Genomic DNA, 24,825 nt, shown 5'->3' on the forward strand with positions numbered 1-24,825 from the left:
TCACGCGCCCGCGTGCCGCGTCCGGGGAGGTACGGACATGTCGCTGATCTCGACCCTGGCCCGCCTGGAGGCCGTCGAGTCGGGGCGGGCCCAGCCGCTGGCCACGGTCCGGCACCGGCATCTGTCGGACCGGCCCCTCGTCCTCGTACCGCTGACGACGGCAGGCGAGGCGGGCGCGCCGCTCGGCGCGCTGGTCGGGACGGATCCCGAGGAGCCGCGGCTGCTCGTGGTGGCGCAGCCGCGCGACCGGGACCTGCGGTTCGCGTTCCTCGCCGATCTGGCCGAGGAGGTGCTTCCGTACATCGACTCGTTCACGGACACGGTCGAGGCGGCGGAGCGGAACGAGACCGACCCCGAGACCGGGAAGAAGGTCAAGGTCGAGGTCGAGCTGTGCGCCGACGCGCCGCAGGTGATCGTGCCGAGCCGGGCGGGCATCGAGTACGTACGGCTGCTGGGACGCTCGATGCGGTTCCGGCGGACGGCCGAGCAGGACCCGGAGACGCCGTTCCCGGCGCCGCCGCGGGTGCCGCTGCTCGGGCGCTGGCTGACGCACCTCGGCGAGCGGGCACGGGTACCCGGCTCCTCGCTGCTGCTGTCGGCGACGGACCTGCTGAACCGGCACTGGGCGACCGGCCAGTCCTCCCTGGAGGACCAGCACCTCGGTGCGCTCCTCGCCTGGATCGACCCGCCGGAGGGAGAGTCCGGCGCGGAGGCGGCGCTGCGGGCCGAGCTCGGCCGGGACCGGGACGGACAGTTGCTGTGCCCGCCGGCCGGTCCGGCGACCGACCCGGCCTTCGACAACCGGCTCCTCGCACCCGCGATCGAGCTCTTCGACCGGGCCCGGCAGGCGCTGGCCTCGGCCGAGGACGGGGAGAGCGCAGACGAGCGGCTCGGTGAACTGCACCGCGCCGAGCGGGAGATCCGCCGTCTGATCGTCTCGCAGCTGAAGCCGACCTGGCATGCGGTGTGGCGCTCCCTCGACCTGCTGCGGGAGCTGCCGGAGGGGGCGCGGGTGGCGGACCGCTGGACACGCGACCGCTGGTCGTTCACCGGCCATCGCGACCGGGTGACAGCCGGGGAGCCGCCGCAGCCGCGCCGCGACGACGCGGTGACGGCGGCGCAGAAGCTGGCGGCCAGGGAGTCCGCGCAGGGCCAGTTGGAGGCGCAGGAGGCGCTCGACGATCCGCTGGTGCTCGCGGGTCGGCGGCTCGCGGGCGAGGCGTTCGTCGCCGAGGTGGTGGAGGTGACGATGGCCTGGTCGGAGTCGAAGCGGCCCTCCCCGCGGCCGCTGCTTACGGTCCGCACCGACGACCGGCCGCATCTGGGCGAGGGGACGAAGGTGTACCGCTCGCTGGAGGGCAAGCCGCAGACGGCCGAGTTCGTACGGCAGGAGGAGGACGGCTCGCTCGTGCTGCGGGTCACCGACCGGATGGGGCGGTCCAAGGAGCCGGCGGCGGGATCGGTGCCGGAGAAGGGCGAGCGGATCGCCTGGACGCTGTTCGAGCACGACCAGCGGGTGGGCGCGAAGCTGCCGGACCGGGAGGAGACGCCCTGGACGCACGGCGGGCCCCCGCGCTCGGACTCCGCGGACGCCGAACTGCCCGATGCCATGACCCCGGAGGACCTGCTGTGAGTTTCGATCCCGGAGCGGAGGCTGCCCGGGCGACCGCCGGGATCCTGGCCGACACCCTGCACGGGGACGCCCGGGGGGTCGTGGTCGACTCTCCGCCGGGCGCCGGCAAGTCGACGCTCGTGGTCCGGGCCGCGCTGGAACTGGCCGCGGCGGGGCGGCCGCTGATGGTGGTCGCGCAGACGAACGCACAGGTGGACGACCTGGTGTTGCGGCTCGCGGAGAAGGAACCGGGTCTTCCGGTGGGCCGGCTGCACTCCAACGACAGCGACCCGTACGACAAGGCGCTCGACGACCTGGAGAACGTACGGAAGTCGTCCAAGGCGGGGGATCTCGCCGGGCTCGACGTGGTCATCTCGACGGCCGCGAAGTGGGCGCATGTGAAGAACGTGGAGCCGTGGGCGCACGCGATCGTGGACGAGGCGTACCAGATGCGCTCGGACGCGCTGCTCGCGGTGGCGGGGCTCTTCGAGCGGGCGCTGTTCGTGGGCGATCCGGGGCAGTTGGACCCCTTCTCGGTGGTCGGCGCCGAGCAGTGGGCGGGGCTTTCCTACGACCCGTCGGCGAGCGCGGTCTCGACGCTGCTGGCCCACAACCCGGATCTGCCGCAGCACCGGCTGCCGGTGTCCTGGCGGCTTCCGGCGTCGGCGGCGCCGCTGGTGTCCGACGCGTTCTACCCGTACACCCGGTTCCGCAGCGGCACGGGGCACGGGGACCGGCGGTTGACCTTCGGGGTCGCGTCGGACGGCTCGGGCCCCGACCGGGTCCTGGACGAGGCGGCCGAGTCGGGCTGGGGCCTGCTGGAACTCCCGGCCCGCCACACCCCCCGTACCGATCCCGAGGCGGTACGGGCGGTGGCGCTGGTGGTGCGCCGGCTCCTGGACCGGGGTGGCGCCGCGGTCTCCGAGCGCGGCCCCGATCCGGTGCCCCTCACGCCCGACCGGATCGCGGTCGGCACGGCCCATCGCGACCAGGCGGCGGCGGTCCGGGCGGCGCTCGGGGAGCTGGGCGTCACGGGCGTGACCGTGGACACCGCGAACCGTCTGCAGGGCCGCGAGTACGACGTGACGGTGGTCCTCCACCCCCTGTCCGGCCGCCCGGACGCCACGGCTTTCCATCTGGAGACGGGCCGCCTGTGCGTGCTCGCCTCGCGCCACCGCCACGCCTGCATCGTGGTGTGCCGCGCGGGCGTGGCGGAGCTCCTCGACGAACACCCGTCGACGGAGCCCGTGCAGCTGGGGGTCACGGTCAAATTCCCGGACGGATGGGAGGCGAACCATGCGGTCCTCTCCCATCTGGCGGAGCACCGGGTCAGCTGGTCACCGGGGTGACGGGGCCGCGCGGCGCGTGGGAGGCCAGGGCGAGGAGTTCGTCCACCGACCACTGGTCGTCGACGTGCTCGCCGTACTTCGCGGCGACGATCCGGCCGTCGCTTCCGATCAGGAAGTCGGCCGGCAGCCCGAGCCGTCCGCCCCGCGGGCGCAGCACCGGTGGCTTGTCGCGGCCGCGCAGCATGCCCCATGTGCCGATGAGGACGGCCCGGGCCATCGGCCACCAGGCCCGTGGGGAGAGCAGGGACCGGGGCGTGGACTCCACCCCGAACGCGGTGTAGAGCCGCTTGTCCGGGTCGGCGACGACCGGCAGGGGCAGGCCGTCGAGGTGGGGGCGCAACTCCTCGGGCGGTGAGTGGAAGACCACGACCTCGCGGACGCCGGCCGCCTCGATCTCCTCGCGCCGTCGTACCACCGAGCGCAGGTGCAGATGGCAGACGGGGCAGCCGGCGAAGCGCCGGAACTGCAGATGGATCAGCCGCTCGGGGTCGGGGACGGTGACCGGGTCGCCGAGGAGCGGGTCGAGCCTGCGGACGGGGGCGGGAGAGCCGGGCTTCAGTGGCCCTTGGGGCATGCGCATGGAGCACCTCTCACGTAGGCGTACGGCGTACTCCTAACAGCGTAGGCGTATGCCGTACGCTGTCAACCGTCATGCCACGCCCCCGTTCCCTCACCCAGGACCAGCTGGCCGTCGCCGCCCTCGCCGTCATCGACCGCGACGGGCTCGCCGGCCTGTCGATGCGCGCCGTCGCCAAGGAACTCGGCATGAGCACGATGGGGCTCTACCGGTACGTGGCCGACCGCGACGAACTGGAGGGGCTGGTCGTCGAGCGCGTGCTGAGCAGCGTCGATCCCGAGCCGCCCGCCGCGGACGCGCCCTGGCGGGACCGGATCGAGGTCATGGTCCGGCGGCTGCGCGACAGCGTGAGCGCCCACCCCTCGGCCGTCCCGCTGACCATGACCCACCGGCACCGGCTGCCCGGTCTGCTGCGCTGGTCGGAGTCCGTGCTCGGGCTGCTCGCCGAGGCGGGCATCGAGGGCGAGCAGCGGGTGGTCGCACTGCGCGGGCTGATCAGTTACGTGGTGGGGGCGATCCAGCTGGAACACCTGGGGTCCCTCGCGGGCCAGGGGACGGTCGTCATCTCCGAGCTGCCGCGGGAACGGTTCCCGTACATGTCGGAGGCCGGCCGGCACGCGCGCGAGATCGACGCCGACCGGGAGTTCTTCGGCGGGCTCGCGGTGTATCTGCGCGGTCTCGGCGCCTGACTTCGCCCCAGGCACTGCCGCCCCCTTGCGCGGCGCGGGACAATGGAAGGCGGCCCGGGTTTCCGGGCCGTGTGTGTGCGAGGAGGAGAAGGACGATGGCGGAATCCGCGGAGCGGAACGAACAGCGGCGGCTCCGGCCCGCACCGCTGATCTTCGAGCCTGCCGAGGCGACCGCCGACCCGGAGCACTTCTTCGACCTGGAGTCGATCGAGGACCCGCGCGAGCTGCTGTCCCGGGCGACCGAACTGACGCTCGCCTTCCGTGCGGCGACGGACCGGGCGACCGAGTTCCAGGCGATCGCCGCGGCACAGCTCGCCGACCCGCGCCGCTTCGACCGGCTGACGCCCGCGGACGTCGCCGAGCGGGCGGAGTGGACCGAGGACTACGCCCGGAAGATGATCGAATTCGGCCGCGACCTGATCCGCTCGGGCGGCCGCCCGTCGGAGGACTGAGCCCGGGGCTCCCGATCGGAAGCCGACGCCGGGGGCGGCCGGCGACCGGCCGCCGGAGGAGCCCCGGTATGCCGGGCCTCGTGAGGCTTCCGCGCGTCGTCCGGGTGCCCGCCCCTCACTCGCCTGGCATATGCCGGGGCGAAAGATACTCCTCCCGCCCCCGCCCTGTCCGGGTTTCCGCGAACTCTCGGCAACGTCACAGTGACGCACGGTAGATCTGGCTCCATGAGCGCATGGTTGCGAGACGAGACCCCCCTGAGCCCCGCCCGGAGCGACACCGACGAGCGGCGGAGCGACCGGCCCGACATCTTCCGCTTCCTGCGCGACCGGGACGAGGGGCACCACACCGCGCGGGTCACCGCCGCGGGGGCCGGATGGCTCGCCTCCGCCGCCGCGTATCCGCGCTCCACGCTCGCGCTCTGGGAGGGCCGCCCGACCGCCCCCGCCGTCCTCCCGTGCGGGACCGTCTTCGACGTCGTGAACGTGGACACGACCTTCGGGCGGCGGATGCTCGACCGGCTCTGGTCGGAGGGCCCGGGCTCCGGGCCCGTCGCCGTCCACCGGGGCCGGATGCTGCTCTTCGCCGCACCCGGAACGGCGCAGCGGTTACCGTCCCTGCTCGACTGGGAGGTGAGGGTCCCCCCGGGACGAAGTCCGAGGGGGAGGGGAGACGCCGTCCCGCCGCCGCTCTGCCACGGCACCGGCGACGCCGTGACCATCCCGGCGCTCACCCCGACGGAGGCCTCCGGCGCCCGCTGGGTGGTGGCCCCCGACACCCGCCATCCATGGCTCCCGGGGCCCGAGGTCATGCTCTGGGCCTGTGTCCGGGCCGTCCGCGCCGCCTCCGCTGCCGACGTGCGGGTATCGATTTTTCCTCCCGCCGATCAGGATGCTAAGGTCTACGACGTCAGCAGGCGCCGCTAGCTCAGTTGGTTAGAGCAGCTGACTCTTAATCAGCGGGTCCGGGGTTCGAGTCCCTGGCGGCGCACAGACGGGAAAAGCCCCTCGCGGAAGCGAGGGGCTTTTTCGTGCGCCCGGGGCTTTCAGGGGCGGGCGTCCGGATCGACCGTCACCTTCACCGTCCACACGCCCGCGCGCGTCCGGTCCACCACCTCCACCCGGGTGCCCTCCCCCGGCACCGTGAAGGTCTCCCCGACACCCAGCGGGGCGTCCGCGAGCGGTGGGTACACCGAGCGGTCCCAGCAGGCCTCGGTGCTCGGATGGGTGTCCACGACCTCGACCGGCCCGTCCCCGGACGCCGCCTCGTTCCGTACGCGGTAGATCAGCACACCCTCCGTACAAGTGTCCCGGTCGTTCCCGGTCGAGCCGCGTGCCTCGATCGCCAGCACGCTGCCCGGCCCCGTCCGTACGACCGCGAGCCGGGTGCCGACCGTGCCGCCGGCCACCGGTGCCGCCGCCAGTGGCTCCAGGCTGAGCAGGCGGGTGCCCGCACCCTGGATGCACCTCACCTGGCGGGGCTCCAGCCAGCCCAGCTTCCACTTGTGCCAGCCGAAGAGGTCCGGGGCGAGGCCGAACTGGCTTCCCATGACGTCCCAGTCCCCCACATGGGTGTCCCAGTCCCCCTTGCCGTCGGTCGGCCGGTGGTAGAGGTCCGGCAGGTCGAAGACGTGCCCGGTCTCGTGGGCCAGGACGTTCCGGTCCGGCGGGTGCCGTTCGAAGACCGTGACGACCCGCTTGATCTCCGTGCCGTCCACCGTCAGCGGGTGCTCCAGGTTGACGACCTTCGTGGCGTCGGAGTCGACGCCCGGCGCGTCCGGGTCGGCCACGAGGTAGACGATGTCGTACCGCGAGAAGTCGACCTTGTCGTCCGCCGCCGCGAGCGCGTCGCGCAGGTACGCGGTGCGCTTTCCGGCCTCCCAGTCGCGCCGTATGGCGTACGCGGTGGAGGTGCGCGGCATCCGGGTCCACTCCGGCCGCGGGTGCGGCTGGAGCACGAAGCGTCCGTAGGAGGCCCGCCGGAAGAAGTCGCTCGTGCCGGGGAAGTGGTCGGCGGCCAGCTCCTCGGGGGCGGTCAGCGGGGCGGAGTCCGGGAAGGACAGGAAGATCATGACGGCGTCGAGGGAGCGGCTGGGCTTCGGGTAGGAGCCGTTCCAGGTGTCCAGGCCCAGGGAGTGGTGGGCGGCGGTACGGGGCAGGGCGCAGGGGCCGCCCGAGGGGGCGCCCACGGCGGGGCCCGCCACGAGCCCGGTCGCGGCGAGCGCCACGAGGGAGGTGAACGCCGCCGCTCCGGCACGGAGCCGGGCACGCTCCACTCCCCCGGCCACTCCCTCGGGTGTCTGCTGACCCCTCACGTAGACCTCCGGCTCCGGATTGCGGGACACCTCACCCACCTTGTGATGGTTTGCGGTATTTCGCACTTTTCCGTTGCCCCAGTCGAGTGAGCGGGCGACACGGCGTCGACGCGACACGAGCCCCCCGCGACTCACGGAACGTCACAATCGGTCAGGCCGTCATCGTCCCGTGTCAGACCCGCGCAGAAACGATCGGGCAGAGTGGGCGGCGGGGCGGCTCACCGCCCTCGTGGGGCGTGAAGGCGTCCACGGAGCTGGAACGGCCCCCGGGCCAGCCTCTATGATCGGCACACTTTCCTTGGCCGACCATCCCGACCACGTCTGTACGGCCCGACTGCACTACGGGAGCGAGCGGTGAGCGGAACCCCCGAAGGACCGGTGCACACCCAGCTCTCGCCACCATGGGAGCCCACGCCCGCGGTTACGGAGCGTCACCAGGGCGCCTCGCTCGACGAGGAGCGCGCCGCGGAACGCCCCGAGGGCGGCCACCACGCCGTGCAGGACGCTGTGCAGGACGCCGTGCACGGAGCAGCCCAGGAAGGCATCCGCGCCGCCGATCGGCGCGCCACCGAAGTCGCCGACTACCGCGCCGCCTTCCGCGCCGCCCAGCTGGCCATGGCCGTCGTCGACCAGGACGGCCTCGTCGTCTCCGCCAACGACGCGCTCGGCGCCCTCTTCGGCACCGAGGCCGGCGCGCTCCGGGAGCAGGCCGCCGCCGACCTCGTCGACCTCGCCTCCGACGGCCGCACCTGGCACGCGTACCGCGAAGTGCTGCGCGGCCGCCGCTCCCGCTTCCGCTGCACCCGCCGGCTCAAGCACCCCGACGGGCGCTCGCTCTGGGCCGAGGTCACCGTCTCCCCCGTCCCCGACAGCCGTCGGGTGCTGCTCTCGATCGCCGACATCAGCGACCGGCGCGAGCTGCAGGCGCGGCTGCGCCATCTCCAGATGCACGACCCGGTGACCCGGCTGCCCAATCGCACGCTCTTCTTCGAGCGGCTCTCGGCCGCTCTGGAGACCGCCTCGCAGGACGACCCGGCCGACGGGACGGAGATCGGATCGTCGTACGAGTCGTACGGGCATGGCGGAACAGGGCGGATCGGTCTCTGCTACCTCGACCTCGACGGCTTCAAGGCGGTCAACGACACGATGGGACACCGGGTCGGCGACCGGCTTCTCGCCGCCGTGGCCGCCCGGTTGACCGAGTGCGCGGACAGCGACGGGTACACCAGGAGCGGCGGGCACCTGGTGGCTCGGCTCGGCGGCGACGAGTTCGCGATCCTCGTCGAGGAGTCCACGGGCACGGAACAGCTCGCGGATCTGGCCCAGTCGGTGCTCTGCGCGCTTCAGCAGCCCTTCGACCTGGCCGGCCAGCGGCTCTCGGTCTCGGCGTCGATCGGGGTGGTGGAGCGGGGCGCCCGTGGCACCACGGCGACCTGTCTGATGCAGGCCGCCGACACCACGCTGTACTGGGCGAAGGCGGACGGCAAGGCCCGCTGGACCCTCTTCGACCCCGAGCGCAACGCGCACCGGATGACGCGGCAGGCACTCTCCTCGACGCTGCGACCGGCGGTGGAGCGCGGGGAGTTCGCGCTGGAGTACCAGCCGCTGGTGGGGATGGCGGACGGGGCGGTGCGCGGAGTGGAGGCGCTGGTGCGCTGGAACCACCCGCAGTTCGGGACGCTTGCGCCGAATCGGTTCGTCGGTATCGCCGAGGAGGACGGCTCGATCGTCGAACTGGGGCGGTGGGTGCTGCGGACGGCGTGCCGCCAGGCCCGGCAGTGGCAGATGGACCATCCGCGCCGGCGACCGCTCTTCGTGAGCGTCAACGTGGCGGTGCGTCAGGTCTGGGATTCGGACCTGGTGGCGGACGTCGCGGGGATCCTCGCCGAGACCGGTCTCGCCCCGCACCTGCTGCAGTTGGAGCTGACCGAGTCCGCGGTGATGGGCTCGGCGGGCCGCCCGCTCCAGGCGCTCCAGGCGCTGAGCGACATGGGGGTGCAGATCGCGATCGACGACTTCGGCACGGGCTACTCGAACCTGGCGTATCTGAGCCGGCTGCCGGTGTCGGTCCTGAAGCTGGACGGATCGTTCGTCCGGGGCTTCCAGGACGAGGCGCACGCCAACCCGGCGGACGAGCTGATCGTGGAGGCCCTGGTGCAGCTGGCCCACCGGCTGGGGCTCACGGTCACCGCCGAGTGCGTGGAGACCTCGGGGCAGGCGACCCGGCTGCGCCGCATCGGCTGTGACACGGGGCAGGGCTGGCTCTACTCGCGCGCGGTGACCCCGGACCGTATCGCGCAACTGCTCGGGGCCGCTCCGCTGCCGGTGTGAGCCGGTGAAGGGCGTGGAACCGCCCCCGGCCGGAGGGACATCCGGGCGGGGGCGGTGGTCATGAGCGACCCGTCACGGGGCCGGTGGTGCGGTCAGCAGGCGCCCTGGTCCTTCCAGACGCCCCACTCGCCGGTCGTGCCCGGCTCCTCGTTCTGCGTCCACCACTGGGCCTTCCACGTGTGGCCCCTGTGGGAGACGAGCGAGCCGCCGGTGTAGACCGTGCCGGCCACGTACGCCGGGGCGGTGCAGCCCGTGGTCGGCGGCGTCGTCGGCGGGGTGGTGGGAGGCGTCGTCGTCGGAGGCGTGGTCGGCGCTGTGGTGGGAGGGGTGGTCGGCGGCGTGGTGGGCGGCGTCGTCGGGGAGGTCGGGGAGGAGCCCACCGCGGTCACGATGTCGTTGAAGAGCGTCGCGTTGGCGTCCAGGCCGAGCAGCGAGTACATCATCGCGCCCGCCAGGCCGCGCTGGTGGCCGTAGTCGGCGCGGGCCTGGATGGTCCGCTTGTCGAGGCCGGTGAAGAACTCGCCGTCCTTGTAGAAGTAGGCCGACTTGGCCCGGTCGTCCCAGAAGGTCGTGGCCGCGTTGTCGACGATGCCGCCGAGCTCCTTGTAGTGCGCGATGCCCGCCTGCTGGCTGACCGGGCGGGCCGCCGACGCGCCGGTGGCGGGCTGCGCGAGGCCGTGCGCGGTCCCGGCCGGGACGCCCTTCCAGCCGCGGTAGTAGAACTCGTAGCCCAGGGTCAGCTTGTTCGCGGGGAAGCCGCCCGCGATGCCGTAGGCCGGCTTGCCGTCGATCCAGGAGTCGATCGCGTTGTCGATCGAGTACTTCTCGGTGCCCGGCTTGATGGGATCGGTCGGGTCGTCGGCGCCGGAGTACAGCGGCGACTGGTGGTACGTGGGACCGTCGCCGTCCCAGGCGCCGTGCATGTCGTACGTCATGATGTTCGCGTAGTCGAGGTACGCGCCGATCTTGTCCGTCTCGATGTTCTTGATCTTGTCCTGGCCGGCCGGGAGGGCCGCGGTCAGCAGGTACTTCTTGCCGCCGTTGGCCGTGCCGTACGCGTCGAGCTGCTTGCGGAACTCGGCGAGGAGCAGGGTGAAGTTGGCCTTGTCCTCGGGGCCGTAGTGGTTGCCGAGGTGGCCGTCGGGCGAGCCCGGGTACTCCCAGTCGATGTCGATGCCGTCGAAGATCCCAGCGGCGGTGCCGGGGCCGCCGTACCCGCCCTCGACGGGCAGATCACCGGCGATGTACTGCTTGACGCAGGAGGCCACGAACTTCTTGCGGCTCGCGTCCGTCTTCGCCGCGTCGTGGAAGTACTTGGAGTACGTCCAGCCGCCCAGCGAGATGTTGATCTTCAAGTGGGGGTGCTTCGCCTTCAGTTCCTTGAACTGGTTGAAGACGCCCACGATCGGCTGGTCCCACTTGTCGGCCACGCCGTCGACGCTGTCCGCCGCCGAAAAGGAGCGCTGGTAGTCGGCGTACGAATCGCCCGCGCCGTCACCGGCGTTGGGGTTGGCGTCGTCACCGGCTGCCTTGTTGGCCTCGAAACAGGTCAGTTCGGTCGGGTGGATGTTCCCGAACGAGTAGTTGATGATGTCCAGCTTGCCCGCGATGCCCCGGGTGTCGAGGTGTTTGGGATAGAAGGCGTTCCCGTACACGCTCCACTGGTCGTAGTAGGCGATCTTCACGCCGCCGGTCGACGGGGCGGCGGCGGCGTCGGCCGCCTGGGCGGAACCGAGTCCGGCCGTGGCGGCGAGCGCGCCGGCGGCGAGGGCCGAGCCGAGCAGCGCGGCGAGAAGGGGTCTGCGGGGGTGCACGAGCGGCCTCCGGAGGGGTGCGCGGTACAGGCGATGGAGCAGTGATAGCGCCCGGGTGAACAGCGCGTCAATGGTCTGAACCAGATTGAGGACTAGACCAATTGACAGGAGAAAGCCCTTGTCAGAGCGGTGCACAGCACAGAAGAACCGCTCGCCACCACAGGTGACGAGCGGTTTAAGGTTCACTTAGGGATCTTCGGGCGGGTCGTTCGAGACTGAACCAACCGGCCCCGGAGCTCCAGGTTCTACTCGGCCGGAACGACTCCGTCCGGCAGTCCGTACGCGTCCGCGATCAACTCGTAGCTGCGCAGCCGGACATCACCGCCGTGCGCGTTGGCCGTGATCATCAGCTCGTCGGCGCCGGTCCGCTTACGCAGATCGTCCAGACCCGTCCGCACCTCGTCCGCCGTCCCGTGGACGACGTTGGCCAGCCAGCCGCTCACGAAGTCCCGCTCGGCCGCGCTGTAGGCGTACGCCTCCGCTTCCTCCGGCGTCGGGATCAGACCGGGCCGGCCGGTGCGCAGCCGCAGCATCGACAGCGCACCCGTGAGGACCTGACGGCGGGCCTCCTTCGGGTCGTCGTGCGCCAGCGCGGAGACGCCGATGAGCGCGTACGGCGCGTCGAGCACCTCCGAGGGGCGGAAGGAGTCCCGGTAGAGGTCGAGCGCGGGGAGGGTGTTCTGCGCGGAGAAGTGGTGGGCGAAGGCGAAGGGCAGACCGAGCATGCCGGCGAGGCGGGCGCTGAAGCCGGAGGAGCCGAGGAGCCAGATCGGGGGGCGGCCCTGGGAGCCCTGCACCGGTCCGGGCACGGCGTGGATACGGGAGTAGGGGTGCCCGTCGGGGAAGTCGTCGTCCAGGAAGCGGGTCAACTCGGCGAGCTGCTGCGGGAAGTCGTCCGCACCCTCGCCCAGGGTCTGGGTGCGGCGCAGGGCGGCGGCGGTGGCCCCGTCCGTACCGGGCGCGCGGCCGAGGCCGAGGTCGATCCGGCCAGGGGCGAACGCCTCCAGGGTGCCGAACTGCTCGGCGATGACCAGTGGGGCGTGGTTGGGCAGCATGACCCCGCCCGAGCCCAGCCGGATGCGGCGGGTGTGGGCGGCGAGATGAGCCAGGATCACGGCCGGCGAGGAGGAGGCGACACCGGGCATGGAGTGGTGTTCGGCCACCCAGTGGCGGTGGTAGCCGCGCCGCTCGGCGAGCTTGCTGATCCGGACACTGGTGGCCAGCGCCTGACTCGCGGTCCTCCCGCTGCCGACGGTCACCAGGTCCAGTACGGACAGCGGTACGGGGGAATCCCCGTGTGCCGTGCCCCGAATCGCGTCGCTCACCGTTGACGACCCTTCTGCGCAAAAGACGTACGTTCAGGGAAGGGAACAGGAGGGTGTCTCCGGTTATTCCGTCGGCTCGGCGAAAGTCGCAGGAATGGCCTGAGCGGCTTCGGGTAGCCGCGCGCCCATGGCTCGAACAGCTCGCCCGAGATGGACAGAACACATAAATCGCCGCATACTCCTCCTCGGCACCGCCGGGGCGGCCGTCGCGGCGACCGCCGGAACCGCCGGCTGCGCCCGGGTCGCCTCCGGCGACACCCTCGGCCGGCTCAGATCCCAGCGCACGGTCCGTCTCGGCATCGCAGGCGAAGTGCCCTACGGCTACGTCGACGAACAGGGCGCCTTCACCGGCGAGGCTCCCGAGCTCGCCCGGGTGATCTTCCAGCGGCTCGGCATCGAACGGGTCCAGCCCGTCGCCACCGACTTCGCCTCGCTCATACCCGGCCTCAACTCCCAGCAGTTCGACGTCGTCTCGGCCGGGATGTACATCAACAAGGAGCGCTGCGCGCAGGTCCTCTTCGCCGACCCCGAGTACCAGATGCTCGACTCCTTCATCGTCCGCAAGGGCAACCCGAAGGGGCTGCACTCGTACGAGGACGTGGTCCGCGCCAAGGCGCGCTTCGCCACCGGCAGCGGGTACGCCGAGATCGGCTACGCCGTGGCCGCCGGCTACCCGGAGAAGGACATCGTGGTCCTCCAGGACCAGGTGGCCGGGCTGAACGCGGTCGAGTCCGGCCGCGTCGACGTCTTCGCCGGCACCGCCCTCACCGCCCGCTCGGTCGTCCGCAAGTCCACCAGGGCCGAGGCCACCCAACCCTTCGCCGCCGTCGTCGACGGCAGGAAGAAGATCGACGGCGGCGGCTTCGCCTTCCGCCCGACCGACACCGCCCTGCGGGACGCCTTCAACACCGAGCTGCACAAGATGAAGAAGAGCGGCGAACTCTTCCGGATCCTGCGGCGCTTCGGCTTCACCGAGGCCGAGATGACCACGCTGACCGCCGAGGAGCTGTGCCGATGACCGCGGGACTCTGGCAGAACTGGGTCCTGCCCGGCATCTGGATCACCCTCCAGCTCCTGATCGCCTCCGCCGCGCTGGGCGCGCTGGTCGCCTTCACCGTCGGCACGGCCCGCACCCACCGCTCCCGCGCCGTCCGCTTCCTCGCCGGGCTCTACACCGAGGTCTTCCGCGGCACCTCCGCGCTGATCCTGATGTTCTGGCTGTTCTTCGTCCTGCCGCCGCTGGTCGGCTGGCAGCTCGTCCCGATGTGGGCGGCGATCCTCGCACTCGGACTCTCCTACGGGGCGTACGGCGCCGAGATCGTGCGCGGCGGGCTGAACGCCGTACCGAAGGCGCAGCGCGAGGCGGGCATCGCGCTCAGCCTCACCCCCTGGCAGCGACTGCGGCTCGTGCTGCTCCCCCAGGCCGTGCCCGAGATGATCCCCTCCTTCTGCAATCTGCTGGTCGAGCTGCTCAAGGGCACGGCCCTGGTCTCGCTGCTCGGCGTCGGCGACGTGTCCTTCGCCGCCTATCTGGTGCGGCTCGCGACCCAGGAGAGCGGCGGGATCTACACGGTCACCCTTCTCGTCTACTTCGCGATCGCGCTGGTCATCACCCGCTCGATGAAGGCGCTGGAACGACGGACCAAGGCGAACCTGGGGGTGGTGGCCAAGTGAACTGGGACTGGTCCGCGGTGGTGGACTTCCTGCCGCGCTTCCGGGACGGGCTCCTCGTCACCCTTCAGGTGCTGGTGCTCGGCTCCCTGATCTCGTTCACGCTGGGTCTGGTGTGGGCGCTGGGCTTCCGGGCCCCCAGCCGGTTCGTCCGGTGGCCGGTGCACGCCGTCACCGAGTTCGTCCGCACCACCCCGCTGCTCGTGCAGCTCTTCTTCCTCTTCTTCGTCCTGCCGGAGTGGGGGGTGCAGTTCTCCGCCCTGACCACCGGCACCCTCGCGATCGGGCTGCACTACTCGACGTACACCGCCCAGGTCTACCGGGCCGGCATCGACGCCGTACCGGCCGGACAGTGGGAGGCGGCGACGGCGCTCAGCCTGCCGCGCCACCGCACATGGCTGACGGTGATCCTGCCGCAGGCACTGCGGCGGATCGCGCCCGCACTCGGCAACTACGTCATCGCGATGCTGAAGGACACGCCTCTGCTGGCCGGAATCAGTGTGCTGGAGCTCCTGCAGCAGTCCCGCCTGGAGAGCGCCGCCACCTTCCAGTACACCGAGCCGCTCACGGTGGTCGGTGTGGCCTTTGTCCTGATCGCGTATCCCGCCTCCCTGCTCGTCCGCACTCTGGAGCGCCGCCTTGTCCACTGAAGCCACCGATTCCGGCCACGACCTCATCCGCTTCGAGAACGTCACCAAGCGTTTCGGTGACCAGACCGTCCTCGACGATCTCTGCTTCTCGGTCCGGGCCGGCCGGCACGTCACCCTGATCGGACCTTCCGGTTCCGGCAAGACGACGATCCTGCGGCTCCTGATGACGCTGGAGAAACCGGACGCGGGGACCATCCGGGTCAACGGCGGACGGCTGTACCCGGCCGACGAGAAGCACCGGCGCGAGGTCCGCAAGAAGATCGGCATGGTCTTCCAGCACTTCAACCTCTTCCCCCACATGTCCGTCCTGCGCAACATCACCGAGGCGCCGGTCCGGGTCCTGGGGAAGAGCCGCGAGGAGGCCGAGGAGCGCGGCCGCGAGCTGCTCGACCTGGTCGGTCTGGCCGACAAGTACGAGGCCAGACCGGCACAGCTCTCCGGCGGCCAGCAGCAGCGGGTGGCCATCGCGCGGGCGCTCGCGATGGAGCCGAAGGTGCTCCTGCTGGACGAGGTGACCTCGGCGCTGGACCCGGAGCTGGTGGCGGGCGTGCTCGACCTGCTGCGGGAGATCGCCCGGACGACCGACATCACCATGATCTGTGTGACGCACGAGATGAACTTCGCCCGGGACATCTCGGACGAGGTCCTGATGTTCGACGGAGGAAAGGTGATCGAGTCCGGTTCTCCCGAAAAAATCTTCTCGGCGGCGGAGCACGAACGTACGCGCGAGTTCCTCGGCGCGGTGCTCTGACCTCAGACTCTGTCGAGCAGGTGTGACTCTGGCATATGCCAGGGTGGTGCGCCCCAGCGTACGGCGCTGGGGCGCCGCATCATTCTCGCCAACAGAGGCCCCGCAAACGGCTCTTGACGGCTATCGTGGTACGGAAGCTTGCGGTCACAACCTGGTAGGGGGAAACCGTGGCGCTGAAGCCCGAGCCCACCGCGCCGTTCCATTCGGTGCAATACGCCCTGCGCGTCCTCGAGACGGTCTCGCGGCACGGTGGCGGGGTGACGGACGTCCAGATCGCGCGGGAGGCCGGTCTCCCCGTGGCCCATCTCTCGTCGCTGCTGCTGATGCTCCGCCGCGAGGGGTACGTCGAGCAGGTCGCCGACGGCGCCTATGTGATCGGCGACTCCCTGGTCCTCCTCGGCTCGGGCATGACCCGACGCGAGGCCCTGGAGGGCAAGCTCCAGGAGACCCTGACCGAGCTGCGCGACTCCGTCGGCGCGGCGGTCTACATCAGCCGGTACATCGACGGCGAGGTCAAGATCACGCAGTTCGCCGACGGGCCGCGCACCCCCAAGGTCAACGAGTGGGTGGACTTCCGCTCGGCCGCCCACGCCAGCGCCGTCGGCAAGTGTCTGCTGACCCAGCTGGACCAGAACGGCCGCCGCGACCACCTCTCGCGCCACAAGATCGCCCGGCTGACCTCCCGGACGATCACCAACGAGAAGGTGCTCTTCTCCAAGCTGGACAGCCAGCCGCCGACCGTGCCGGTCCTCGACCTGCAGGAGTACGCGGTGGGGACGGTCTGCGCGGCGGTGCCGCTGACGGCCGGCGCGGCCGTGGGCTGCCTGGCCCTCTCGCTGCCGATCGAGCACGCCCACCGGCTGCGCTCCGCGGCGGACACCCTCAACCGCAGGGCGGCTCCGGTGGTGCTCTCGCTGGCGATCTGAGGCCCGGACCCCGGTGGCCCAGGGGTGGTCGTGAGCACCCCTGGGGACCAGGTAGTATTTTCTCTGTCAGCAGGCGCCGCTAGCTCAGTTGGTTAGAGCAGCTGACTCTTAATCAGCGGGTCCGGGGTTCGAGTCCCTGGCGGCGCACAGACGGAAGAAGCCCCTCGCGCAGGCGGGGGGCTTCTTCGTGCTTCCCGCGGGCCGTGCTCCCACGACGGGTGCCTTCCGCGGCCGGGCTCCTGCGACGGGTGCCTTCCGCGGCCGTGCGCCCGGGGCGGCCGGCCCCGCCCGCTACGCCCTCAGGTACGTCAGCACCGCGAGGACCCGGCGGTGGGTGTCCTCGGCAGGCGGCAGGTTCAGCTTTCCCAGGATGTTGCCGATGTGCTTGCCCACGGCGGCCTCCGTGACGACGAGCCGGCGGGCGATCTTCCCGTTCGAATGCCCCTCGGCGACCAGGGCGAGCACCTCGCGTTCGCGCGGGGTCAGGGCCTCCAGCGGATCACGGTGGCGGCGCAGGAGCCGGCGTACCACCTCTGGGTCCACGACCGTGCCGCCCTCCGCGACCCGGGTGAGGGCGTCCAGGAACTCCTCGACCTGGCCGACGCGGTCCTTGAGGAGATAGCCCACGCCGGTGCCGTCGCCCGCGTCCAGGAGGTCGGCGGCGTAGGTCCGCTGCACGTACTGGCTCAGGACGAGGACGGGCAGCCGGGGGCGCTCGGCGCGCAGGGCGACGGCGGCGCGCAGCCCCTCGTCCTGGAAGCCGGGCGGCATCCGCACGTCGGTGACGACGATGTCCGGATCGTGCTCCTCGACGGCCGCGCGCAGGGCGTCGGCGTCGCCGACGGCGGCGACGACCTCGTGACCGAAGCGGGCGAGGAGTCCGATCAGCCCTTCGCGGAGGAGGACGCTGTCCTCGGCGAGGACGACACGGAGAGCTCGGACAGCGGTCGGCACGGGATCTCCACTCGTAGGACGGTCGGCCCGCCCGTCGGGCTGGTGATCGTCAGTGTGCCATCGAGGACCGCGATCCGGTCGGCGAGTCCCGTCAGACCGGAGCCTGCGGACGGGTCGGCGCCGCCGCGTCCGTCGTCCTCGACATCGATACGGAGCCGCCGCGCCGTGTACCGGGCGGTGATCCGGGCCCTGGTGGCGCCGCTGTGCTTGCCGAGGTTGGCGAGGGCCTCGCAGACGGCGAAGTAACCGGCGCTCTCCACGGCGGTGGGGAGCCGGGGCAGGTCGAGATCGGTGTCGACGGGGACGGCGGAGCGGTCGGCGGCGTCGGCGAGGGCGGCGCCCAGGCCGTAGTCGGCGAGCACCTGCGGGTGGATGCCGTGGATGAGTTCGCGCAGCTCCGACAGGACCCGGCCGGCCTCCTGGTGGGCCTTGCCGAGCTGGTCGGCGAGCGGCCCCGGCGGGGCGTCGAGCCTGGCCAGGCCCAGGGTCATGGTGAGGGCGACCAGGCGTTGCTGGGCGCCGTCGTGGAGGTCGCGCTCGATCCGGCGGCGCTCGGCCTCGAAGGCGTCGACGAGCCGGGCCCGGGAGGCGGTGACCTCGCCGATCCGGTCCCGCAGCTCGGCCTCGCGAGGGGCGAGCAGGGCCCGGCTGAGCGCGGCGCGAGCGCCGGCGAGGGCGGCAAGCGGATAGAGGAGCGCGAGGAGGAGCACCGCCCCGAGGAGCGCGGTGGCGAACGCCTGGGGATAGGAGGTGACCAGGAAGGCCTTGACGACCTTGATCTCCGGCCTCGCGTGGCCGTCCAGGGCGAGCTGGAGAGGGGCGGTGATCAGGGTGACCGGCAGCCCGAGGGAGACCGCCAGCACGATCAGGTCGAGCGGCCACAGGACGGTGGCGTGCAGCACGGCGTACGCGAGCTCCCGCCAGGTGGCCTGTTCCCGGACCCGTACCCGAAGCCAGGCGGCGAGACCCGGAGCCTCGGGGACGCGGTGCGGATCGACGGCGGGATCGAGCTCGACGAGCCGGAGCCGCCGCCGCTCGATGCCGCCGAGGGCGACCCCCGCGAGGAGCAGGAGCGGAAGCCCGACGAGAAAGAGGGAGCACACGACGAGCAGGAGCAGCGCGAGCAGCGCGGCGACGCCGGTGACCACCCCGCTCGCCAGATACCCGGCGGACCGCCAGGGCCAGGCGGTGCGCGGATACCGGGGCCGGGTGAGGGCCTGCCAGGGGGTACGGGGCTGCATGGCGCCCACGGTAGGGGTCGCTCACCGCGCGGGGCCATGTGCCTGGAGGGTGTACGGCGGGTGGGCCTGGCCCTACCCCTGGCAGCTTGGCCCCACCCCTGCCGGCTGTCGGCCGGCCCTGCCCCTGGTGGCCGGCGGTCCTGGGCGGCGTGCTTCACGCGGGGTCCTGGCGCTGTCCGGGCAGTGGGCGGTTCTGGGCGGCGTACTGCTCGCGCAGGGCGGTCAGGTCGTGCGGGCTCAGCCTCCGGTAGGGCGCCTCCGGCGTCGGGCGCCACCAGACCGGGTCCTCGCAGCGGAGGGCCTCACGGCGCAGGGCCACGCGGTGGATCTTGTTCGTGGCCGTCAGCGGGAGTGCGGGCACGACGCGGACGTAACGCGGCGGCATCTTGGTGCCCAGGTCCGGCTGGGCGGTGAGGAACTCCTGGAAGGTGGCCGGGTCGAACACCGCGCCCTCGCGCAGCGCGAGCGCCGTCATCACCTGGTCCCCCGCGACGGGGTCGGGTATCGCGTAGACGGCGACGCCCGCCGCGCGCTCCCAGCGGGACAGGATCTGCTCGATCATGGCCGCGGCCAGGTTCTCGCTGTCCACCCGCAGCCGGTCGTCCGTGCGCCCCGCGAAGTACAGGAAGCCCGCCGCGTCCCGGTAGAAGAGGTCCCCCGTCCAGTACCAGCCACCTCGCAGCCGCACCGCGTCCGCCTCGGGGTTGCGCCAGTAGCCCTCGAAGGGGGTGCGGCCACGGTTGACCAGCTCGCCGATGGCCGAGGAGGCGTTGAGCAGGGTGCCGGAGGGCGAGAAGGCCGCCGGCTCGCACTCCTGGCCGGTCGCGGGATCCACCACCGCCAGATCGTCGCCGGGCGCCGCCCGCCCGATCGCCCCGGTCGGTGTGTCGGGGGTCCGCTGGATCGCGGCGCCGCCCTCCGAGGAGCCGTACCCCTCCACGAGCCGCACCCCGAACCGCGCCTCGAAGCGGGCGGCGTCCACCGCCCCCGCCTCCGTGCCGAAGCCGATGCGCAGCCGGTGCTCCCGGTCGTCGGGGCCCGCGGGGGTGGCCAGGAGGTACTGGACCGCCCGTCCCACATAGGTGAAGTAGGTCGCGCCGAACTCCCGTACGTCCGACAGGAAGCGCGAGGCGGAGAACCGGGCGCGCAGCGCCACCCCCGCGCCCGCCGCGAGCGCCGGGGCCCAGTCCGCGATCACCGCGTTGCCGTGGAACATCGGCATGCAGATGTAGTGGACGTCGTCGGGGCCGAGACGGAAGTGGGTGACGAGCGAGCGGCCCGCCGCCGCGAGCCGGCCCTGGCTGCAGATCGCCGCCTTGGGCGCGCCCGTCGAGCCGGAGGTGAAGTAGAGCAGCATCCGGGAGTCGGGGCGCACCGGCCGGACCGTGGCCTCGCCGGGCTTCGCGCCCTCGTGGGGGGCGAGGAGCTCCCGGTAGGCGTCGGTGTCGGTCACCAGGACCCGTACGCCCGGCAGGGGAAGCCCGTCGAGCAGGGGAAGGTACGCGCGCCGGGTGACCAGGACCCGGCACTCGGTGTGCCGGATGTCGCGGGCCAGTTCGGCGCCGCGCCGGGTGGGGTTGATCCCGGCGACGGCGGCCCCCGCCAGGGCCGCCGCGCTGAGCCAGAGCGGGAACTCCGGCGTGTTGTCGAGGAGCACCCCGAGGTGCGGCTCAGCACCTCGGGGCAGCAGATCGACGAGCAGCGAGGCCCGCGCCGCGGCTCCTGCGGCGACCTGGTGGTGGGTGAGGGTGGCCTCATGGCTCCTCAGTCCGATCCTGTGGTCGCCCCACTGACGCTGCACGAGCTCCGCCACGGTCATGCTCCGGACGGTAACTGACTACCCGTCAGAACTGAACGTCCGAGCAGGCGTAGAACGCGTTCGCGGTGTCCGCGATCGTCCAGACCGCCAGGATCAGATGCTTGCCGGTCTTGCCCGCCGGGATGGTCCCGAAGTGCGAGAGCGTGGCCGGCGGCTGCTGGCTGTTGTACGGGACGGTCAGGAAGGGCTGGGAGTCGAGAGCCGCCCGGGTGAGCGGCTTGGTCCTGTCCCAGCCGTTCTTGGTGATGTAGTACCGGAAGTCGGTGGTGCGGTGGCGGGCGGTGAACTGCCAGCGGAAGCTGTAGCTCTGGCCGGCCGTGACCTTGGTGGCGGGCCAGTTGCCGCCGCGCGGGTCGTCGAGTTGGGCGAACTGGGTGAGTCCGGCGGAGCAGATCCTTCCGTCGGCGGGGCCGGCGGACGGGAAGCCCTTGGGACCCTCGACCGACTGCGGCTCCCACTGGATGGAGCCGCAGCTGGTCACCGTGCCGTTGGCACAGAGCTTCTGCCGGCTGATCGGGGAATCGGTGTAGCCGTGGCTACTGGCGCTGCTCGTGGCGAAGAGGGAGGCGCCGGCGACGCCGAGCGCCACCGCCGCCACGCCTATCTTTTTGCGCATGCTGTCGCTCCAGGTGAACGTGGGGGAGTTCGATGAGCCGTGCTGCACGCGTGCGTGTTTCCGCGGTGGAAGCTATTCCGGTCTAGACCAAGTACCAAAGTATTGACGGAAGTTGAACATGTCCATACCGCTCACGCGCCTTCCCCGGGGTTGGAGCGGCCGGTGTAGAACGCCACCGTCAGGTCCTTGACCAGCGACTTGCGCTCGTAGTCGTCCAGCTCGACCAGACCACGCGTGGTCAGTCGGTGGACCACGTCGTCCACCGCGTCCACGACCGCGGTCAGGACGCTGTCCCGGTGCTTGGCGTCGATCGCGGCGATCCGGCGGCGCTGCATCGCCGCCGCGATCTCGGGGGCGTACTCGATACGGGTCGGCTGCACCGAGAACACCTCGATGCCCACCGGCGCGCACTCAGCGGAGAGCATCCGGGTCAGGGCCTCGCCGACCGCCTCCGCGTCGCGCAGGGTCGGGGCGTCCTCGTGGAAGGCGTCGGCGGGGAGTTGGGAGAGGACCCGGGCCATGGCCGCCTCCACCTGCTCGCGCAGGTACTCCTCGTGGCCCTCGACCCCGAGCGCGGCCAGGACCGTGTCCCGGATGCGCCAGATGACGAGGACGACGACGCGGAGGGCGGTGCCCTTGGCGTCCACCGCGGAGAGCGGCTCGCTGCGCCAGTGGCGCAGACGGACGTCGACCCGGTGGCGCAGCAGGAGGGGACTGACCCAGAGGAGACCGGTGCGGCGGACGCTGCCGCGGTAGTCACCGAAGAGGGTGAGGACCCAGGCGTAGCCGACGCGGCCGCGGCCGAGACCGCCGAGGGAGAAGAGGGTGGCCAGGACCCCGAGGGCGAGCAGGGCCCACTGGCCGAGGTGGATGCCGTGGTACGGGCGCGGGGGCAGCCCGAGCATCAGGGCGACCTGATCGGGCACGGCCCCGACCCACCACAGGACGGCCGCGCACCCGGCGAGCGCCAGCATCCCGCCGAGGACCCCGATCCAACCGGGGAGAACGGGCCCGGGGCGCTCGACGAGCTGAGGGTCGGCGGTGGGGGCGGGACGGGTGGCCGTGGGACGGGCGGGGGCGGGGATGACGGCCTTGAGCGGCGCGAGGGCGGGTGTCGGGGCCGAGGTCGCCGTCACCGGCCCGGCCATGGCGACGGTGGCCGGGCCGTCGTCGCCCCCGTCGCGGTCGCGGTCACGGTCACGGTCCCGGTCACTCGGCTCCGGCTCGTCGCGGAAGAGCAGGTGCACGGGGATCGACCCGGTCGTGTCGGTCCCGATCACCGTCCTGCGGCGGGCTCCGGCCCGCGTCGGGGACGAGGAGGACGGAGACGAGGAGGGAGACGGGGAGGGAGACGGGGACGGGGTGGCGGTCTGCGCCCGCGGCGGGATGGGCTCGGCGGCCACGGGGCCGGTGACGACGCCGATACGCGCGCCGGCGATCCGCCGGATGTCGGGGAGGCGACCGGCGGTGCCGACCGACGGCGCGGCGGCGCTCCCGCCCGACGCGGCGTCGGCCCCCGCCGCGGCCGGACCCGTCGGCCCCGGGCTCGCCTGGGAACCGGCGGGTGCGGCAAGGCCGCCGGGGCGGGCAGGTCCGGCGGGTCGGGCGGGTCGGGCTCCGAGGGGCGTACCGGTGGAGGCCTCGGAAAGGCCCGGGGCCGGGGCGGTCGGTGTCTCGGACCCCTGCGACCCGGGTTGTACCGAGGACTTCGGGGCCGTGGGACTGGGAGCGGCGGTCGGTGCCGCACCCCCCAGGGCGACAGCCGCGCCGGACTCAATGTCCGGCGCGCTCGAAGTCGCGGTTGCCTGGGCGTCCGGCGCACCGGCACCACTCGGCGCGGCTCCGTCCGGCGCGGCCGAGGTGCCAGGGCCCGCGGGAGCTGTACGGGACAAGGCGCTGTCGTCCGGCTTCCCCTCCGGCTCTCCCGCGACACCGACGGGCGTGTCGGCCCGGGGGCCGACGCTCGCCTCGGCGCCGTGGTCCGCGCCTGCCGGAGCCGTACCGGCGAGGCCTTCGGGGCCTTCCGAGGCCGTACCGGCACGGGGCTCGGTGTCCGCAGGGGCCGTCGCGGCGGCCTCATCGCCTGCCGGAGCCGAGACCGGGGACGGCGCGGGACCCGGGGACGGCGCCGCGGGCACGGCGGGGTCCGGCGCCGTGTCGCTCGCCGCGGTCGGCGTCGTCGCCGGTGCCGCGGCGGAACCGTCCGTACCCGGGTCCTCCGGTCGGGAGTCCGCAGCCCCGGAGCAGGTGCCCGGTTCCCCGGTTGCCGGCGCCGACACGGGTGCGGTGCCGTTCCCGGTGCCGTGTGCGGTGCCGTTCGCAGTGCCGTTCGCGGCCCGGCCTTCCGCCCCTGTCTCGCCCTGTGCCGTGTCCGGAGCAGAGGGAGCGATCGACGCCGCACCCGCCCCGGGCCGCGTGTCGGTCTCCCGGCCGGTCTTCCCCGGCGGCCGCGGCCTCGACGCACGGTTCTCGTCCGTCAGGCGTCTCGCCGTACGGGCCGCGTCGCGCGTGGCCGCCGCGCCGGAGTCCCCGGGCGGCAGGCCCAGCGGATTCGGGGTCCTTCGGGTCATTCGGTCCACCTCATGCTCTCGGGGTCATCGGAACAAGCGCCGCCAGGTCTCCGGGCCCGGGTAGCCGTCGGCCGCACCGCCGCGCCATCCCTGTGCCCGCTGGAACGCCTCGACATTGCGACGGTCCGCCTCCGACCAGCGCGGACCGGGACCCGACAGGTAGTGCTTGCCGTAGCCCCGCTTCACCAGCTGTTTGCCCAGCTTCTCCACATATGCGCTGGATTGGCCCGGACGGAAGTAGCCACGCCCGGGGAACCCCGGCGCATTCGCGCTCGGGCCGCCCGAACCACTCGAACCGCCGATGTTCCTGCCCTGGCCGTTCGTGAGCAGCCGCCAGGTGTGTGGCCCCGGCAGCCCGTCCGCCTCCTTGCCCTTCCAGCCCTGCGCGAGCTGGAACGACCGGGTCGCCCGGCGGTCGGCCTCACCCCAGCGCGGACCGGGCCCCTGGCCGTAGTACTTCTTGCCGCCGCGCTGGACGAGCAGCCTTCCGAGCTGGGTGACGTGCCCGTTGTTCGCGCCGGGCCCGAACTTCGACCCGCCCGGGTACGCGGTCGAGGCCGACGAACCGCCTCCGCCGCTTCCCCCGCTGACCACGCCCTTGTAGCGGTAGGCCGTATAGCGGTCGGAGTGGGTCCAGTACGCCATGGGCGTGGCCTGCTTGCGCGTGCGCGGTCTGGCCTGCTCGTACGCGATGTACGACGTGTGGGTGTAGTCGGTCCAGCCGCCGAAGATCGTGACGTGCGAGCCCTTGGTCGGGTCGGCCGGGTTGTGGAAGAGCAGGATGTCGCCGGGCTGGAGCTCGGTGCGGTCGATCCGCTCGCCGAAGCGGTCGAGGCTGCCGGTCCACTCGTTGGCCCGCAGGCTCCACGCCATCGAGATGTAGCCGGAGCAGTCCTGGCGGTATCCGTCCGACCAGTACTTCTCCATGGAGTAGGGCACCTGGGCGCTCACCCACAGCTTGGCGCGGTTGATGATCTCGGAGCGGGTGGTCTTCCGCAGGGACGCGACGGGGATCTGACTGGTCGTCGGGGTGGCGCCGGGGGACGGCTGGGATCCGGGGCCGGGGGCTCCGTGCAGCGGGCCGGTGCCGCCCTGGGGAGTGTCGGGACCGGGGCCGGCCGCTTCCGCCGGGTCCGCCACGCCCGCCGCGCGCGCCGCGCCCGCAG

Annotated in this window: 22 protein-coding genes, 2 tRNA genes and 1 pseudogene; 14 read left to right on the top strand and 11 right to left on the bottom strand. The window is 72.4% G+C overall.

The genetic code is table 11. The features are described from left to right. Positions 1-37 precede the first annotated feature (37 nt). Positions 38-1,633 carry a hypothetical protein gene (locus tag J7E93_RS14245; RefSeq protein ID WP_215069205.1) on the top strand — a complete coding sequence of 532 codons (1,596 nt, stop codon included), beginning with the start codon at positions 38-40 and terminating at the stop codon, positions 1,631-1,633. After that, on the top strand, positions 1,630-2,961 hold the full coding sequence (locus J7E93_RS14250) for an AAA domain-containing protein (protein WP_215069206.1): 1,332 nt from the start codon (positions 1,630-1,632) through the stop codon (positions 2,959-2,961). The genes J7E93_RS14245 and J7E93_RS14250 overlap by 4 nt, the downstream gene beginning before the upstream one ends. Here J7E93_RS14250 and J7E93_RS14255 read toward each other — a convergent pair. After that, the gene (locus tag J7E93_RS14255; RefSeq protein WP_308368566.1) at positions 2,942-3,535 is read right to left on the bottom strand and encodes a peroxiredoxin-like family protein; all 594 of its coding nucleotides are present in this window, start codon (positions 3,533-3,535) and stop codon (positions 2,942-2,944) included. The two genes, J7E93_RS14250 and J7E93_RS14255, sit on opposite strands and share 20 nt — an antisense overlap. Before the next feature lie 77 nt (positions 3,536-3,612). Between J7E93_RS14255 and J7E93_RS14260 the strand changes: the two genes are divergently transcribed. The 4 genes from J7E93_RS14260 (at position 3,613) to J7E93_RS14275 (ending at position 5,667) form a co-directional block, all read left to right on the top strand. Continuing rightward, positions 3,613-4,227, top strand: a complete 615-nt coding sequence (locus tag J7E93_RS14260) for a TetR/AcrR family transcriptional regulator (protein ID WP_215069210.1) — start codon at positions 3,613-3,615, stop codon at positions 4,225-4,227. A 95-nt stretch (positions 4,228-4,322) separates the two neighbouring features. Continuing rightward, complete coding sequence (locus tag J7E93_RS14265) at positions 4,323-4,679, top strand: hypothetical protein (RefSeq protein ID WP_215069212.1); 357 nt, start codon at positions 4,323-4,325, stop codon at positions 4,677-4,679. A gap of 225 nt (positions 4,680-4,904) precedes the next feature. Further along, entirely contained in the window at positions 4,905-5,603 is a 699-nt protein-coding gene (locus J7E93_RS14270; RefSeq protein WP_215069214.1) for a bifunctional DNA primase/polymerase, read from the top strand. Continuing rightward, positions 5,594-5,667: transfer RNA gene (locus J7E93_RS14275), tRNA-Lys, on the top strand. The genes J7E93_RS14270 and J7E93_RS14275 overlap by 10 nt, the downstream gene beginning before the upstream one ends. Before the next feature lie 55 nt (positions 5,668-5,722). On the opposite strand, the gene J7E93_RS14280 is transcribed toward J7E93_RS14275, so the two are convergent. Beyond that, positions 5,723-6,991 carry a M6 family metalloprotease domain-containing protein gene (locus tag J7E93_RS14280; RefSeq protein WP_215069240.1) on the bottom strand — a complete coding sequence of 423 codons (1,269 nt, stop codon included), beginning with the start codon at positions 6,989-6,991 and terminating at the stop codon, positions 5,723-5,725. A gap of 615 nt (positions 6,992-7,606) precedes the next feature. On the opposite strand from J7E93_RS14280, the gene J7E93_RS14285 reads away from it, so the two are divergent. Beyond that, positions 7,607-9,322 carry a bifunctional diguanylate cyclase/phosphodiesterase gene (locus J7E93_RS14285; RefSeq protein ID WP_251066535.1) on the top strand — a complete coding sequence of 572 codons (1,716 nt, stop codon included), beginning with the start codon at positions 7,607-7,609 and terminating at the stop codon, positions 9,320-9,322. Between the two features lie 92 nt (positions 9,323-9,414). On the opposite strand, the gene J7E93_RS38350 is transcribed toward J7E93_RS14285, so the two are convergent. After that, the gene (locus tag J7E93_RS38350; RefSeq protein ID WP_374105384.1) at positions 9,415-9,702 is read right to left on the bottom strand and encodes a carbohydrate-binding protein; all 288 of its coding nucleotides are present in this window, start codon (positions 9,700-9,702) and stop codon (positions 9,415-9,417) included. On the opposite strand from J7E93_RS38350, the gene J7E93_RS38355 reads away from it, so the two are divergent. Beyond that, complete coding sequence (locus J7E93_RS38355; RefSeq protein ID WP_374105385.1) at positions 9,626-9,796, top strand: hypothetical protein; 171 nt, start codon at positions 9,626-9,628, stop codon at positions 9,794-9,796. The genes J7E93_RS38350 and J7E93_RS38355 overlap by 77 nt on opposite strands. On the opposite strand, the pseudogene J7E93_RS14290 reads toward J7E93_RS38355, so the two are convergent. Together J7E93_RS14290 and J7E93_RS14295 are read right to left on the bottom strand one after the other, a co-directional pair. Continuing rightward, positions 9,763-11,322: pseudogene (locus J7E93_RS14290) on the bottom strand (glycoside hydrolase family 18 protein); the annotation flags it as partial. The gene J7E93_RS38355 and the pseudogene J7E93_RS14290 sit on opposite strands and share 34 nt — an antisense overlap. Before the next feature lie 59 nt (positions 11,323-11,381). Further along, positions 11,382-12,461 carry an LLM class flavin-dependent oxidoreductase gene (locus J7E93_RS14295; RefSeq protein WP_215069218.1) on the bottom strand — a complete coding sequence of 360 codons (1,080 nt, stop codon included), beginning with the start codon at positions 12,459-12,461 and terminating at the stop codon, positions 11,382-11,384. A 127-nt stretch (positions 12,462-12,588) separates the two neighbouring features. Here J7E93_RS14295 and ehuB point away from each other — a divergent pair, with 127 nt between their 5' ends. The 6 genes from ehuB to J7E93_RS14325 all read left to right on the top strand — a co-directional run bounded on the left by ehuB (position 12,589) and on the right by J7E93_RS14325 (position 16,606). Beyond that, the gene (ehuB, locus tag J7E93_RS14300; RefSeq protein ID WP_215069220.1) at positions 12,589-13,479 is read left to right on the top strand and encodes an ectoine/hydroxyectoine ABC transporter substrate-binding protein EhuB; all 891 of its coding nucleotides are present in this window, start codon (positions 12,589-12,591) and stop codon (positions 13,477-13,479) included. Continuing rightward, positions 13,476-14,135, top strand: coding sequence for an ectoine/hydroxyectoine ABC transporter permease subunit EhuC (gene ehuC, locus J7E93_RS14305; RefSeq protein WP_215069222.1), 660 nt, complete (start codon positions 13,476-13,478; stop codon positions 14,133-14,135). The genes ehuB and ehuC overlap by 4 nt, the downstream gene beginning before the upstream one ends. Next, positions 14,132-14,782, top strand: coding sequence for an ectoine/hydroxyectoine ABC transporter permease subunit EhuD (gene ehuD / locus J7E93_RS14310; RefSeq protein WP_215069224.1), 651 nt, complete (start codon positions 14,132-14,134; stop codon positions 14,780-14,782). The genes ehuC and ehuD overlap by 4 nt, the downstream gene beginning before the upstream one ends. After that, the gene (gene ehuA, locus J7E93_RS14315; protein WP_215069226.1) at positions 14,772-15,533 is read left to right on the top strand and encodes an ectoine/hydroxyectoine ABC transporter ATP-binding protein EhuA; all 762 of its coding nucleotides are present in this window, start codon (positions 14,772-14,774) and stop codon (positions 15,531-15,533) included. The genes ehuD and ehuA overlap by 11 nt, the downstream gene beginning before the upstream one ends. A gap of 167 nt (positions 15,534-15,700) precedes the next feature. Then, the gene (locus J7E93_RS14320) at positions 15,701-16,459 is read left to right on the top strand and encodes an IclR family transcriptional regulator (RefSeq protein ID WP_215069228.1); all 759 of its coding nucleotides are present in this window, start codon (positions 15,701-15,703) and stop codon (positions 16,457-16,459) included. Positions 16,460-16,532: 73 nt separating this feature from the next. Continuing rightward, a tRNA-Lys gene (locus J7E93_RS14325) sits at positions 16,533-16,606 on the top strand. A 144-nt stretch (positions 16,607-16,750) separates the two neighbouring features. Here J7E93_RS14325 and J7E93_RS14330 read toward each other — a convergent pair. The 6 genes from J7E93_RS14330 to J7E93_RS14355 form a co-directional block, all read right to left on the bottom strand. Beyond that, positions 16,751-17,413, bottom strand: a complete 663-nt coding sequence (locus tag J7E93_RS14330) for a response regulator transcription factor (protein WP_215069229.1) — start codon at positions 17,411-17,413, stop codon at positions 16,751-16,753. After that, the gene (locus J7E93_RS14335) at positions 17,344-18,654 is read right to left on the bottom strand and encodes a sensor histidine kinase (RefSeq protein ID WP_215069231.1); all 1,311 of its coding nucleotides are present in this window, start codon (positions 18,652-18,654) and stop codon (positions 17,344-17,346) included. Before J7E93_RS14335 ends, J7E93_RS14330 begins: the two co-directional genes overlap by 70 nt. Before the next feature lie 154 nt (positions 18,655-18,808). Continuing rightward, positions 18,809-20,473: an AMP-binding protein gene (locus J7E93_RS14340; protein WP_215069233.1), complete on the bottom strand. Its 1,665-nt coding sequence runs from the start codon at positions 20,471-20,473 to the stop codon at positions 18,809-18,811. A 25-nt stretch (positions 20,474-20,498) separates the two neighbouring features. Then, the gene (locus tag J7E93_RS14345; protein ID WP_215069236.1) at positions 20,499-21,089 is read right to left on the bottom strand and encodes a lytic polysaccharide monooxygenase; all 591 of its coding nucleotides are present in this window, start codon (positions 21,087-21,089) and stop codon (positions 20,499-20,501) included. A gap of 131 nt (positions 21,090-21,220) precedes the next feature. Continuing rightward, positions 21,221-22,369, bottom strand: coding sequence for an SPFH domain-containing protein (locus J7E93_RS37070; protein ID WP_308368571.1), 1,149 nt, complete (start codon positions 22,367-22,369; stop codon positions 21,221-21,223). Between the two features lie 1,314 nt (positions 22,370-23,683). Next, the coding region (locus tag J7E93_RS14355; RefSeq protein ID WP_215069238.1) for a peptidoglycan-binding protein at positions 23,684-24,825 on the bottom strand (1,142 nt) is incomplete at its 5' end.

The organism is Streptomyces sp. ISL-36 (assembly GCF_018614205.1).
Classification (GTDB): domain Bacteria; phylum Actinomycetota; class Actinomycetes; order Streptomycetales; family Streptomycetaceae; genus Streptomyces.

Coding starts and splice junctions, on each gene's coding strand:
- J7E93_RS14245 (WP_215069205.1), top strand. CDS start 38: ATGTCGCTGATCTCGACCCTGGCCCGCCTGGAGGCCGTCGAGTCGGGG.
- J7E93_RS14255 (WP_308368566.1), bottom strand. CDS start 3,535: ATGCCCCAAGGGCCACTGAAGCCCGGCTCTCCCGCCCCCGTCCGCAGG.
- J7E93_RS14260 (WP_215069210.1), top strand. CDS start 3,613: ATGCCACGCCCCCGTTCCCTCACCCAGGACCAGCTGGCCGTCGCCGCC.
- J7E93_RS14265 (WP_215069212.1), top strand. CDS start 4,323: ATGGCGGAATCCGCGGAGCGGAACGAACAGCGGCGGCTCCGGCCCGCA.
- J7E93_RS14270 (WP_215069214.1), top strand. CDS start 4,905: ATGAGCGCATGGTTGCGAGACGAGACCCCCCTGAGCCCCGCCCGGAGC.
- J7E93_RS14285 (WP_251066535.1), top strand. CDS start 7,607: ATGGCCGTCGTCGACCAGGACGGCCTCGTCGTCTCCGCCAACGACGCG.
- ehuB (WP_215069220.1), top strand. CDS start 12,589: ATGGCTCGAACAGCTCGCCCGAGATGGACAGAACACATAAATCGCCGC.
- ehuC (WP_215069222.1), top strand. CDS start 13,476: ATGACCGCGGGACTCTGGCAGAACTGGGTCCTGCCCGGCATCTGGATC.
- J7E93_RS14335 (WP_215069231.1), bottom strand. CDS start 18,654: ATGCAGCCCCGTACCCCCTGGCAGGCCCTCACCCGGCCCCGGTATCCG.
- J7E93_RS14340 (WP_215069233.1), bottom strand. CDS start 20,473: ATGACCGTGGCGGAGCTCGTGCAGCGTCAGTGGGGCGACCACAGGATC.
- J7E93_RS14345 (WP_215069236.1), bottom strand. CDS start 21,089: ATGCGCAAAAAGATAGGCGTGGCGGCGGTGGCGCTCGGCGTCGCCGGC.